General features: G+C 68.8%; 14 protein-coding genes. 4 read left to right on the forward strand and 10 right to left on the reverse strand.

Annotated features, from left to right (window positions below; genetic code table 11):
- Positions 1-6: 6 nt before the first annotated feature.
- The 7 genes from AC5Y5B_RS07510 to AC5Y5B_RS07540 form a co-directional block, all read right to left on the reverse strand.
- Complete coding sequence (locus AC5Y5B_RS07510; RefSeq protein WP_500004808.1) at positions 7-483, reverse strand: DUF3180 domain-containing protein; 477 nt, start codon at positions 481-483, stop codon at positions 7-9.
- Complete coding sequence (gene folK / locus AC5Y5B_RS07515) at positions 483-1028, reverse strand: 2-amino-4-hydroxy-6-hydroxymethyldihydropteridine diphosphokinase (RefSeq protein WP_112635489.1); 546 nt, start codon at positions 1026-1028, stop codon at positions 483-485. Before folK ends, AC5Y5B_RS07510 begins: the two co-directional genes overlap by 1 nt.
- 52 nt (positions 1029-1080) lie before the next feature.
- Positions 1081-1482, reverse strand: coding sequence for a dihydroneopterin aldolase (gene folB / locus AC5Y5B_RS07520; RefSeq protein ID WP_112635491.1), 402 nt, complete (start codon positions 1480-1482; stop codon positions 1081-1083).
- Entirely contained in the window at positions 1475-2326 is an 852-nt protein-coding gene (gene folP, locus AC5Y5B_RS07525) for a dihydropteroate synthase (protein WP_500004811.1), read from the reverse strand. The genes folB and folP overlap by 8 nt, the downstream gene beginning before the upstream one ends.
- Entirely contained in the window at positions 2323-2937 is a 615-nt protein-coding gene (gene folE, locus AC5Y5B_RS07530) for a GTP cyclohydrolase I FolE (protein ID WP_112635495.1), read from the reverse strand. The genes folP and folE overlap by 4 nt, the downstream gene beginning before the upstream one ends.
- A 16-nt stretch (positions 2938-2953) precedes the next feature.
- Positions 2954-5383 (reverse strand): ATP-dependent zinc metalloprotease FtsH, encoded by a 2430-nt coding sequence (gene ftsH / locus AC5Y5B_RS07535; protein ID WP_112635497.1) that lies wholly within the window; start codon positions 5381-5383, stop codon positions 2954-2956.
- A gap of 195 nt (positions 5384-5578) precedes the next feature.
- Positions 5579-5992, reverse strand: coding sequence for a VOC family protein (locus tag AC5Y5B_RS07540; protein WP_112635499.1), 414 nt, complete (start codon positions 5990-5992; stop codon positions 5579-5581).
- Positions 5993-6095: 103 nt separating this feature from the next.
- On the opposite strand from AC5Y5B_RS07540, the gene AC5Y5B_RS07545 reads away from it, so the two are divergent.
- Genes AC5Y5B_RS07545 through AC5Y5B_RS07555 form a run of 3 tightly spaced genes read left to right on the forward strand, consistent with a single transcriptional unit; the run spans position 6096 to position 9255 of the window.
- On the forward strand, positions 6096-7058 hold the full coding sequence (locus AC5Y5B_RS07545; protein ID WP_500004814.1) for an alpha/beta fold hydrolase: 963 nt from the start codon (positions 6096-6098) through the stop codon (positions 7056-7058).
- The gene (locus AC5Y5B_RS07550) at positions 7055-8242 is read left to right on the forward strand and encodes an LLM class flavin-dependent oxidoreductase (RefSeq protein WP_112635503.1); all 1188 of its coding nucleotides are present in this window, start codon (positions 7055-7057) and stop codon (positions 8240-8242) included. Before AC5Y5B_RS07545 ends, AC5Y5B_RS07550 begins: the two co-directional genes overlap by 4 nt.
- On the forward strand, positions 8242-9255 hold the full coding sequence (locus tag AC5Y5B_RS07555; protein ID WP_500004816.1) for a zinc-binding dehydrogenase: 1014 nt from the start codon (positions 8242-8244) through the stop codon (positions 9253-9255). The genes AC5Y5B_RS07550 and AC5Y5B_RS07555 overlap by 1 nt, the downstream gene beginning before the upstream one ends.
- Before the next feature lie 28 nt (positions 9256-9283).
- Here the strand turns inward: AC5Y5B_RS07555 and AC5Y5B_RS07560 are convergent, their stop codons facing one another.
- The gene (locus AC5Y5B_RS07560) at positions 9284-10528 is read right to left on the reverse strand and encodes a PPE family protein, SVP subgroup (protein WP_500004818.1); all 1245 of its coding nucleotides are present in this window, start codon (positions 10526-10528) and stop codon (positions 9284-9286) included.
- 6 nt (positions 10529-10534) lie between these two features.
- Positions 10535-10834 carry a PE family protein gene (locus AC5Y5B_RS07565; protein WP_112635195.1) on the reverse strand — a complete coding sequence of 100 codons (300 nt, stop codon included), beginning with the start codon at positions 10832-10834 and terminating at the stop codon, positions 10535-10537.
- A gap of 412 nt (positions 10835-11246) precedes the next feature.
- Between AC5Y5B_RS07565 and AC5Y5B_RS07570 the strand changes: the two genes are divergently transcribed.
- Complete coding sequence (locus AC5Y5B_RS07570; protein ID WP_112635193.1) at positions 11247-11987, forward strand: SIMPL domain-containing protein; 741 nt, start codon at positions 11247-11249, stop codon at positions 11985-11987.
- A gap of 39 nt (positions 11988-12026) precedes the next feature.
- Here the strand turns inward: AC5Y5B_RS07570 and hpt are convergent, their stop codons facing one another.
- A complete protein-coding gene (gene hpt, locus AC5Y5B_RS07575; RefSeq protein ID WP_165821893.1) occupies positions 12027-12638 on the reverse strand; it encodes a hypoxanthine phosphoribosyltransferase in 612 nt (203 codons plus the stop codon).
- Between the last annotated feature and the right edge of the window lie 23 nt (positions 12639-12661).

The following is a 12661-nucleotide window of genomic DNA, read 5'->3' on the forward strand; positions in this document are numbered from 1 at the left end:
GCCGGGCTAGCTTTCGGCGCCCTCGCCGTGCTCGGTCGGATCCGGCGGTGACTTGCAGCAATGTTGCAGCCAGAGCGCGGCGACGACCAGGGCCAGCGCGCTGACGGCCGCGACCACCGTCCCCGTGGTGTCCTCGGCGGCGGCCCGCAACCAGGACTTGCGCGGCAGGAAGTACACCAGGATGCCGACCCACCAGCCCAGCATCAACGCGCCGACCCAGGCCGAGGCCTTGGCGACCACCAGGCTGCGTGCCACCGCCAGTGGATGCAGCCAGCCCGGACCGGACCCGATCTCGCCCTGGCCGATCTTGGCCCGCACGTGGCGCGCCCACAGCGCCTCGGCGACGGCCACCGCCAGCAGCGACAGGCCGGTCCACACCGTAATCGGCGGAAACCACCGATACAGGCCCTTGACCAGCAGGTACCCCACCACGGCGGCGCCCACCACCGCGGCGGTCAGGTCACGCTTTCGGGTGGGGCCCATCAGGTCGCCGGCCCCCGATCGGCCGGCCTCCCGTTGGGCCGAAGGGTCAGGCCGGTGGGCCGCACGCCGTCCCGGTCGGCCGCTTCCAGCTGGGCGAGCAGGCCCGCGACCGGCTGTGGGCCATCGGCCAGCGTCAGCCGGGCGTCCGGCTCGACATCGAGCCAGGGGATGAGCACGAAGGCGCGCAGGTGGGCCAGCGGGTGCGGCAGCGTGAGGTTGTTCTCCCGGGAGATCACCTCGGTCGGGTCGTAGCAGGCGACCAGGTCGACGTCGAGGGTCCGCGGCCCCCAGCGCTCGCCGCGCACCCGGCCCGCTGCCCGCTCGAATTCCTGCGCGCGGCTCAGCCAGCCTTGCCCGTCGCGGGCCGGGTCGTCGGCGATCACCACCGCGTTGAGGAACGGTGCCTGATCCACCCGGCCCCAGGGGTCGGTCTCGTACACCGGTGACACCGCGAGCACCGTCTCCCCCAGGCCGTCGACAACGGACTGCAGCCGGGCCAGCCGGTCACCCAGATTGGAGCCGATCGACAGCACCACGCGGGTCATGGGCGCCACTCCTCGCCCCCGGCTACGCCGGCGTCATCGTCGTCAGCGCGCGTCATAGCGCCCCGCCCGCCGGAACCACCGACCCGCGCCCGCCGCGCCGCGACCGCCGCACCACCACCGCGACGTCGGCGAACTGCTGCGGGATCGGGGCCTGCGGCTTGTGCACCGTCACCTCGACGGCGTGCACGCGCTCGTCGTCCATCACCTGGTCGGCGATCTGGGCTCCGACGGTTTCGATCAGGTTGCGCGCGGGGCCGGCCACCACGTCGGCCGCCAGTCGGGCCAGCGCGGCGTAGTCGTAGGTGTCGGCCAGGTCGTCGCTGGCGGCCGCGCCGGCGAGGTCGATCCACACGGTGATGTCGACGACGAAGTCCTGACCGTTGGCGCGCTCGTGGTCGAAAACCCCGTGTTGTCCGCGAACCTTCAAGCCGCGCAACTCGATTCGATCAGCCATCGTCTCCCGCCAGTTCCGTGCGCAACCCGCCGGTCCAGGCCGCTACGACTTTGAGGGCATCGACGGTGGCCCGCACGTCGTGCACACGCACCCCCCAGGCACCATGGAGGGCGGCCAGCGCCGAAACCACCGCGGTCGCCGTCTCGCGCCCATCGGGCGGTCGCGGGGCCCCGTCGGCCCCGGCCAACAACGTACCGAGGAACCGTTTGCGCGACGCACCCAGGAGCACCGGGATGCCGGTCGCGACCAGCCGCGGCAGGGCGTGCAGCAGCGCCCAATTGTGTTGTCCCGTCTTGGCGAATCCCAATCCGGGATCGATCATCAACTGGCCGGGTTCGACACCGGCGGACACCGCCGCGTCCACGCTGGCCAGCAGCTCGGCGCGCACCTCGCCCACCACGTCGCGGTAGTGCGGTGCGGCGTGCGGACGCTCGGCCGACACCGATCGCCAATGCATCAGCACCCAGGGCACTTTCGCGTCGGCCAGCAGCGGCGCCATCGCGGGATCCGCGCGGCCACCGGACACGTCGTTGACGATCCTCGCCCCGGCGCACAGCGCCGCGCGCGCAACGTCGGCGTGCATGGTGTCGATGCTGACGGTGATTGCTTGCGCAGCAAGGGCCTTGACGACGGGGACGACCCGTGCGGTTTCGACCCGGGGGTCGACCCGGGGGGCGCCGGGGCGGGTCGACTCTCCCCCGACGTCGACGATGTCGGCGCCGTCGGCGACCAGGGCCAGCCCGTGGGCCACCGCCTTGTCCGGGTCGAGGTAGCGGCCGCCGTCGGAGAACGAATCGTCAGTGACGTTCAGAACTCCCATTACCTGCACGGGCGCCGGACTCACTTACGCAGGATCAGGTCGAGCGCCTCGGCTCGAGAAGCCGCGTTGGTCTTGAACAGGCCGCGCACCGCCGAGGTGGTGGTGACCGCTCCGGGCTTGCGCACACCGCGCATCGCCATGCACAGGTGTTCGGCCTCGACCACGACGATCACGCCCCGCGGGTTGAGCTTTTTGACCAGGGCGTCGGCGATCTGGCTGGTGAGCCGCTCCTGCACCTGGGGCCGTTTGGAATACAGGTCGACCAGCCGGGCGATCTTCGACAGCCCGGTGACCCTGCCGTCGTTGCCGGGGATGTAGCCGACGTGGGCCACGCCGTGGAACGCCACCAGGTGGTGCTCGCACGTGGAATACAGCGGAATCTCCTTGACCAGCACCAGTTCGTCGTGTTCCTCGTCGAACATGGTGTTGAGCACGCTGTCGGGGTCGGTGTAGAGCCCGGCGAACATCTCCCGGTAGGCGCGCGCCACGCGGGCCGGTGTCTCGCGCAGGCCGTCCCGGTCGGGGTCTTCGCCGATCGCGTGCAGCAACTCGCGGACCGCGGCCTCGGCGCGCTCCTGATCGAATGCGCGCGTCGCGGGCATCGCGGTATCCGGCCCCAAACCGCGTAAGGCCATCGAATCCTCCGTTTGCTCAGCCGTGCGCCGGCGGGTTGGACCGGCTCACGTCGTCATCCTGGCGGTCGGGCGACCCGCCCTCCGGGGCGGGCTGACCGGGCGGTGGATACGGCGGATACGGCGGGTACGACGGGCGCGCCTGACCCGGGTGACCCGCTCCCCCCTGCTGACCGGGATAACTTTGCTGACCGCCCGGATGGCCCTGCGGTCCCGGATAACCCTGGGGGCCCGGGTAACCGCGCGCCGGTTGCTGCCAATAGGGCTGCTGCCCGGGCTGCGGATGCCAGTAGGTCGGCTGTTGTTGCTGCGGCGGCCATCCCGGCGCGCGCCAGCCTGCCGGGGCGCCGTAGTCGGGCTGGGTGGGACCCTGCGGCTCACCCTGACGACTAGCGCCACCCTGAGTGCCATGAGAACCGTTGCCGCCGTTGGCGTTTCGGTCGGCCTCCAGGCGCGCGGCGGCGGCCGCCTCGCTGGCCCGGGCGATGGCCGCCTTGAAGGCCGGCTCCGGGGTCGGCGGCGGCCACGGCTCGCCGCGCTCGATGGCCAGCTCGCCGGGCGTCTTGATCGGCGGCTTGTCCGACGGGATGCGGCCACCGAAATCGTCGAACATTGTGAGCCGCGGCCGCTTTTCGACACCCGAGAAGATGCTCTCCAGCTCGGCCCGGTGCAGGGTCTCCTTTTCCAGCAGCTGGCCCGCCAAGGTGTCGAGAATGTCGCGGTATTCGGTGAGAATCTCCCACGCCTCGGTGTGGGCGGCCTCGATGAGTTTGCGGATCTCGTCGTCGATGTCGCGGGCGACCTCGTGCGAATAGTCGGCCTGCGTTCCCATGGTGCGGCCCAGGAACGGGTCGCCGTGCTCCGAACCGTATTTGACCGCACCGAGTTTGGAGCTCATCCCGAATTCGGTGACCATCGCGCGCGCGATCTTGGTCGCCTGCTCGATGTCGGACACCGCGCCGGTCGTCGGCTCCCGGAAGACCAGCTCCTCGGCGGCGCGCCCACCCATGGCGAACACCAGCTGCGCGATCATCTCCGAACGGGTCCGCAGGCCCTTGTCTTCCTCCGGCACCGCCACCGCGTGGCCACCGGTGCGCCCGCGAGCCAGGATCGTCACCTTGTAGATCGGCTCGATGTCGGGCATCGCCCAGGCCGCCAGCGTGTGCCCGCCCTCGTGGTAGGCGGTGATCTTCTTTTCCTGCTCGCTGATGATCCGGCCCTTGCGGCGCGGCCCACCGATCACCCGGTCGACCGCCTCCTCCAGCGCGGCGCTGGTGATTACGGTGCCGTTCTCGCGGGCGGTGAGCAACGCGGCCTCGTTGATGACGTTGGCCAGGTCGGCGCCGGTCATGCCGACGGTGCGCTTGGCCAGCCCGGCCAGGTCGGCGTCCGGGCCGATCGGCTTGCCCTTGGAATGCACTTCCAGCACCGCTTTGCGGCCCGCCAGGTCCGGGTTGGAGACCGGGATCTGGCGGTCGAAGCGGCCGGGACGCAGCAGCGCGGGGTCCAGGATGTCGGGCCGGTTGGTGGCCGCGATCAGGATGACGCCGGCGCGCGGGTCGAACCCGTCCATCTCGACCAGCAACTGGTTCAGCGTCTGCTCGCGCTCGTCGTGCCCGCCGCCGAGGCCCGCGCCGCGCTGGCGGCCCACGGCGTCGATCTCGTCGACGAAGATGATGCACGGGTTGTTCTGCTTGGCCTGATCGAACAGGTCACGCACGCGCGACGCACCGACGCCGACGAACATCTCCACGAAATCGGAGCCCGAGATCGTGAAGAAGGGAACCCCGGCCTCCCCGGCCACCGCGCGGGCCAGCAGCGTCTTACCGGTCCCCGGCGGGCCGTAGAGCAGCACGCCCTTGGGGATCTTGGCGCCCAGCGCCTGGTAGCGGCCCGGGTTCTGCAGGAAGTCCTTGATCTCGTAGAGCTCCTCGACCGCCTCGTCGACGCCGGCGACGTCGGCGAAGGTGGTCTTGGGCATGTCCTTGGACAGCTGTTTGGCCCGCGACTTGCCGAACCCGAAGCCCATCCGGGCCCCGCCCTGCATGCGGGAGAACATCACGAACAACCCCACCAGCAGGAGCAGCGGCAGCACGTAGACCAGCAATTCGCCCAGGATGCTGCCCTGGTTCACCACGGTGCTGACCTTGGCGTTCTTGGCGCTCAGCGCGTTGAACAGGTCGACCGCGTAGCCGCTGGGGAACTTGGTGATGACCTTGTCGGAATTGTCGGTGTCGCCATTGCCCTTCTTCAGGGTCAATCGCAGTTGCTGTTCGCGGTCGTCGATCTGGGCGCTTTTGACGTTGTCGCCGTTGATCTGGGACATCGCCACCGAGGTGTCGACGGGCTTATAGCCGCGGGTGTCGTCGCTGAAGTAGAAGAACGACCAACCGAGCAGCACCACGACAGCGATCGCCGTGACGGTGCGAATCACGTTTTTCCGGTTCATCAATCATCGGCCGTGCCGGCCAGGTCCTTCCCCGATATACACGCAGCTGAAAAAGTCCAGGCTACCGCTAGCGGAGATCGCCAGCTCCGGCAGAGCCGGGCGCCGGGGGTACTCCCCTACCTTCGGTGTGGGCCCTCCCGCTCGCGGTGGACGCGTCTTCGCCGCCCTGCTCAGTTAACGACCGGCAGTTCCCGGCTACTCGTAATAACGGGCCTCGATCACGTTGCCGTCGGGATCGGCGAAGTAGTACGTATGCGGCGACCATCCGCGGGCCCCGAAGCTGTGGTTGAGTCGCGTGCTGGTGTCCACGCCCGCCGTCGTCAGACGCGCATCCAGCGCGTCGAATTCGCCTTTCGGCAAGGCGAGACAGATGTGGTTGACCGGATGGCCGGCACTCCCCTCGGCCACCACCGACGAGGCCCCGGCCGGCACCATCTCAAGCGGCATCAAGTCGATGATGGAGTCCGCGCACACCCGCACGCTGGGAAACGGCGCGTCGCCGGCCTCGAATTCCTCGAACCGGACGGGCTCGAGCCCCACGACGCGGGTGTAGAAGTCCATCGAGATCCGGGGGCGCTTCGTCCAGAGCACCACGTGGTCCAGTCGCATCGGTTCGAGTATTCCCGGCTTTCGGCCACCGGTCCCGCAATTCGGACAAGCCGAACCGGTTCGGGGCCTTCTCAGCCAGCAACCGTTGTGCTTGGGTTGGACGGTGCCCCCAACCGAACGGTTAGTAGACACCAATGGCGTGCGGCTCAGGGTGATCGAAGCGGGCGACCGTGGGGCGCCCGTGGTGCTCCTGGCGCACGGGTTCCCGGAGCTGGCCTACTCCTGGCGCCATCAGATATCCGTCCTCGCCGATGCCGGCTATCACGTGCTGGCGCCGGATCAGCGCGGCTACGGCGGTTCGGATCGGCCGGGCGGCGTCGACGCCTACGACATCCATCAATTGACGGCCGACCTGGTCGGCCTGCTCGACGACGTCGACGCGCAGCGCGCCGTGTGGGTCGGGCACGACTGGGGCGCCGCCGTGGTGTGGAACGCCCCCTTGTTGCATCCGGACCGGGTTGCGGCCGTCGCCGCGCTGAGCGTGCCGGTGACTCCGCGCCCGCACGTGGCGCCGACGAAGGCGTGGCGCAAGATGTTCGGCGAGAACTTCTTCTACATCCTGTATTTCCAGGAGCCCGGTGCCGCCGACGCCGAATTGAACGCCGATCCCGCCCGGGTGATGCGGCGCATGATGGGCAGCCTGCGAGCCGACGGCAAGGATGCGCTGGTGCGGATGGCCACCCCCGGTCCGCAAGGCTTCCTCGACCGCCTTCCCGAGCCGGACGGACTGCCGGACTGGATAACCCAGGACGAGCTGGACCACTACATCGCCGAGTTCTCCCGCACCGGCTTCACCGGCGGACTGAACTGGTACCGCAATTTCGACCGCAACTGGGAGACCACCCCCGAACTCGACGGCGTCAAGATCTCGGTCCCGTGCCTGTTCATCGGCGGGACGGCCGATCCGGTCCTGTCGTTCACCCGCACCGACCGCGCCTCCGACGCGATCTCCGGGCCCTACCAAGAGGTGATGATCGACGGCGCCGGGCATTGGCTGCAGCAGGAGCGCCCCGACGAGGTGAATGCGGCCTTACTGGAATTCCTCAACGGATTGGAGCTGCAATGAGCGCGCCCCTGCGTTTCGGAGTCTTTATCACGCCGTTTCACCCCGTCGGCCAATCTCCCACGGTGGCACTGGAATACGACATGGAACGCGTCGTCGCGCTGGATCGGCTCGGATTCGACGAAGCGTGGTTCGGCGAGCACCACTCCGGTGGCTACGAGCTGATCGCCTGTCCGGAGGTGTTCATCGCCGCGGCGGCCGAGCGGACCAAACACATCCGGCTGGGCACCGGGGTGGTGTCGCTGCCCTACCACCATCCGCTCATGGTCGCCGATCGCTGGGTGCTGCTGGACCACCTGACCCGCGGGCGGGTGATGTTCGGGACCGGTCCCGGCGCGCTGCCCTCGGACGCCTACATGATGGGCATCGACCCGATCGAGCAGCGCCGGATGATGCAGGAGTCACTCGAGGCGATCCTGGCGCTGTTCCGTGCCGCACCCAACGAACGCATCGACCGGCACTCCGACTGGTTCACCCTGCGCGACGCCCAATTGCACATCCGGCCCTACACCTGGCCCTACCCCGAAATCTCCACGGCGGCAATGATTTCACCGTCGGGCCCGCGATTGGCCGGCGCGCTTGGCACGTCGCTGCTGTCGCTGTCGATGTCGGTGCCCGGCGGCTACGCCGCGCTGGAAACCACCTGGGACGTGGTTCGCGAACAGGCCGCGAAGGCAGGTCGCGACGAGCCGGACCGCGCCGACTGGCGCGTCTTGAGCATCATGCACATCGCCGACAGCCGCGAGCAGGCCATCGACGACTGCACCTATGGGCTGCAGGATTTCGCGAATTACTTTGGCGCCGCGGGATTTGTGCCGCTAGCTAACAGCGTGGAAGGCACCCAGACGCCGCACGAGTTCGTCGCCGACTACGCGGCCAAGGGCAACTGCTGCATCGGCACGCCCGAGGACGCCATCGCGCACATCGAGGACCTGCTCGACCGCTCCGGCGGCTTCGGCACGCTGCTGATGCTCGGCCACGATTGGGCATCGCCGCAGGCGACGTACCACAGCTATGACCTGATGGCGCGCAAGGTGATTCCGCACTTCAAACGACAACTCGAAGCGTCGCGCTCGTCGCACGACTGGGCCAAGGCCAAGCGCGACCAGTTGATCGGCCGCGCGGGCGAGGCCGTGGTCAAGGCCATCACCGAGCACGTCGACGAGCAGAAAGACGCGGTGCACTGATGCGCGCGGCGGTGTTGCGCGACGGACGCATGGTCTATCGGGACGACGTGCCCGACCCGATACCGGAGGCCGGTCAGGTGTTGGTGGGCGTGCGGGCATGCGGAATCTGTGGCTCCGACCTGCATTTCGCCGCCCACGGCGCCCAGGTGCTGGAAATGAGCGACCGGGTGGCGGGCGGCGCGGGCGGCATGCACGTCGACCTGGGCCGCGACATCTTCATGGGTCACGAGTTCAGCGCCGAGATACTCGAAGCCGGGCCGGACACCGAGACCCATCCGCCGGGCACCATGGTGACGTCATTGCCGGTGTTGTTGTCCGCCAAGGGCGTCGAACCGATCGTCTACAGCAACAGCACCGTCGGCGGCTACGCCGAACGAATGCTGCTCTCGGCGCCGCTGCTGCTGCCCATCCCCAACGGCCTGGACCTCAAGCACGCCGCGCTCACCGAACCGATGGCCGTGGGGCTGCACGCGGTCAACAAGTCCAACATCGCGCCCGGCGAGACGGCCCTGGTGCTCGGCTGCGGCCCCATCGGCATCGCCATCATCGCCGCGCTGCGGGCGAAAGGCGTCGAAACCATTGTGGCGTCGGACTTTTCACCCAAGCGGCGCGAGCTCGCCACCGCGATGGGTGCCCACCAGACGGTGGACGCGGCGCAGGGGTCACCCTTCGACACCGTCAAGCCCGCGGTGGTGTTCGAGGCGGTCGGCGTGCCGGGAATCATCGACGACGTCATGCTTCGGGCCCGGCCCGGTACCCGCCTGGTGGTGGCCGGCGTGTGCATGCAGCCCGACACGGTGCATCCGTTCTTCGCGATCGCCAAAGAGATCAATGTGCAATTCGTGCTCGCCTATACGCCCGACGAGTTCGGCGATTCGCTGCGCGCCCTGGCCGAGGGCGACATCGACGTCAGCCCATTGATCACCGGCGAAGCCGGCCTCGATGGGGTGGGCGCGGCGTTCGACGACCTGGCCGACCCCGAGCGGCACTGCAAGATTCTCGTCACGCCCTGAGGTTCGTCGCGGAGGTTTCGCCTTCGAATCAGCCTCCCGCCGGGGGTTGTGCGATGACGGTGGGCTTGAAACCGTATCGGGGCGTCACAAAGTGGGCGGCCGAGGCGCGCCCCGCCCCGCCGGTGGGCGCCATCGGCACCCCGCCCATCGTGTTGGTGGCACGTTCGACGGCCCCCGCGGCGGTGGCGCCGTTGAGCGCGGCCGCGACCGCGGGTGTCGTCGGCGCCGCACCGGCCCAGGCCGCCGGGACCGAAAGGCCACCGACGGACGCCGCCTTGCCGACGGCGCCGCCGATCGCGCCCAGGCCGCTCAACCCGGCGCCCGAAACGGCGGCGGGCACAGCCGCTTCCGCTGCCTTGGCGACGCCCTCGGCCGCCGACTTCGCGGCCGGCATGAAGCCCTGCGCCAGGCTCTGGATGTCCTTGAACGAGGTGGTGAAGAGCCGCGTCGGAGAGATCAACCGAATGAACGCGTCGAAGGGCGTGCTGGCGTCCAACGTTTGCGACCCCGTCAGGCCCTCCAGCAGATCACCCAGCGGGCCCCCCACCACCAGGCCGTCACCTTCGGGATTGAGGCTGATGCCACCCAGGGACAGCGTGGGATTGGCCGACGACGGGGCGTTGTTGGTCAATCCGCCCAGGGCAGCGAGTGTTTGGGGCACCGCGTCTATGCCCTGCGCACTGTCACTTCCGCTCGCGGCGGCCGCTTGAGCCACCGCCGCGGCCTGCCCGGCGGCCCCGGTGGGATTGGTCGTGGGCACGGCCGGCTCGAACGGCGGCAACGTCGTCGCCACCGCCGACATACCGGCGTATCCATACATCGCGGCGGCGTCTTGGGCCCACATCTCGCCGTACTGGGCTTCGGTGGCGGCGATGTACGGCGTGTTCTGACCGAGGAAGTTCGTCGCCAGCAATGCCGCCAGCAGTGCCCGATTCGCCGCGATCGCGGGCGGCGACACCGTCTCGGCGAACGCCACCTCATAGGCGGCGGCGGCCGCCATGGCCTGAGTGGCAATGTGTTCCGCCTGTGCGGCCGTGCCGGTGAGCCACGCCACCTGCGGCGCGGCCGCGGCGAGCATCGACGCGGCGGCCGGGCCCTGCCATGGTCCGTCGGTGAGGCCCGCAATCACCGCCGCGTAAGCGGATCCGGCGGACTGCAGCCCGGCGGCCAGCGCATCCCAGGCCGTCGCGGCGGCCAGCAGCGGCGCCGAGCCAGGTCCCGAATAGATCAGCGCGGAGTTGATCTCCGGCGGTAATTGCGCGAAGTTCAACATCGCGGCCTAACCGACCGCGGCGGTGTTGGCGGACTCCGTGGCGGCATACGAAGCGGCGCTGATGCCAAGCATCGTCGCCAGCTGCTCACGCACCACCGCGGCCTGCGCGCTGACCTCCTGAAACAGCTGGGCGTGCCGGGAGAACTGGGCGGCGGTCAAAATCGACACCACATCGGCCGCGGCGGAGGCAACTCCCACCGTCGGGCCCGCCCCGGCCGAATTTGCCTCCCGCACTGCGCTATTGATGCTGTGCAACTCACGGGAAACCGCATCCAGCATTTCCGGCTGCGCCATCAAGAATGACATGACTTACCAAACTCCTTCGGAATCAACAGCTCTCGGCACGGGCTGCCGTACCGAGTCAGACGACTGGACACGTTAAGCCAGTCATGTCCGCAGGTGACAGCCCCGCGGGCGCTAATTCATGGCGGAGTCAGCAGGTGTTCACCGATATCCCGCAATATATGCGTCTTAAATGAAAGATATTGCAAACCAATATGATTGGAGACATATATGAACTTATATGTCTTTCGGGCCGCGGTTGAGCACCTATGCGTGGCGCGCCGCAACGCCTCTGGGCATCACTCGCGCGTCGGTGCGCGTCGCCTCGAACGTGGGCACGACCTGGTGTCGAGCCGGCGATCTATCCAGGGCAGGCGGGCGCGCGAAGCGCCGGATCGATCACGTCGACGGCGGCACGGGCGCTAGGGTGCCAGGCATGCCGGTCGCACCGAATGCCTCGAGGTTTGTCCGCCGATCGATCGCCGCGGCCGCGGCCGGCTTGACGATCGCGGCAATGTCGGCGTGCGACAAGCACAACGCGGCGCAGCCCGGGGCCAACCCCCGCCAGGTCACGGTGGTGGGCACCGGGCAGGTCCAGGGCGTCCCGGACACCCTGACCGCCGACGTCGGCATCGAATTCAGCGCGCCCGACGTCACCACCGCGATGAACCAGACCAACGACCGTCAACAGGCGGTCATCAACGCACTGACCGGCGCGGGCATCGACCGCAAGGACATCAGCACCACCGAGGTCTCGCTGTCTCCCGAATACAACAACCCGGCGCCCAGCGGCACCGCCGCCATCACCGCCTACCGCGCCACCAACGCCATCGCCGTCAAGATCCACCCGACCGACGCAGCGTCGCGATTGCTGGCCCTCATCGTCGGCACCGGTGGCGACGCCACCCGGATCAAGTCGGTCCGCTATTCCATCGCCGACGATTCGCAGCTGGTGAAGGACGCCCGGTCGCGCGCGTTCAACGACGCGAAGAACCGCGCCGAGCAGTACGCCCAGCTGTCGGGTCTTCGGCTGGGCCGGGTGCTGACCATTTCGGAGGCCACCGGCGCCACCCCGCCACCGGTGGGCGCCCCGCGGGCCATGCCGTCCATGGTTCCGCTGGAGCCCGGCCAGCAGACCGTCAATTTCTCGGTGACCGCGGTGTGGGAGTTGGACTAGCCCGATGGCGGCGACCCGCCGCGCCCGACGGGCGCGGAGCTACTGCTGGTAGACCCTGGGGTCCAGGGTGCCGATGTAGGACAGGTCCCGGTAGCGCTCGTCGTAATCGAGGCCGTAGCCGACGACGAAGTCGTTGGGGATGTCGAAGCCCACGTAGGCGATGTCGACGTGGGCGCCCTGCGCGTCGGGCTTGCGCAGCAGCGTGCACACCCGCAGCGAGCGCGGGTGCCGCGTCTTGAGGTTGCGCAACAGCCAGGACAGGGTGAGACCCGAGTCGACGACGTCCTCGACGATCAGCACGTCGCGGCCCTCGATATCGCGGTCCAGGTCCTTGAGGATCCGCACCACGCCCGAGGAGGACGTCGAGGACCCATACGAGCTGACGGCCATGAATTCGAACTGGGTGGGCAGCGGGATCGCGCGAGCCAGGTCGGTGACAAAGATCACAGCACCCTTGAGCACGGTGATCAGCAGCAGGTCCTGACCGGTCTCGGCCGCGGCATCGCGGTAGCGATCCCCGATCTCCTGGCCGAGTTCGGCGATTCGCGCCTGAATTTGCGCCGACGTCAGCAGGACAGACTTGATATCCCCGGGGTAAAGCTCCGCGGGCTGAGCGGGGGTGATCGCCGAGGAGATCTGGGCCACGCCCACAGAGTGCCACGACGGCGGGCGAA

This window comes from Mycobacterium sp. NGS33 (assembly GCF_059812885.1).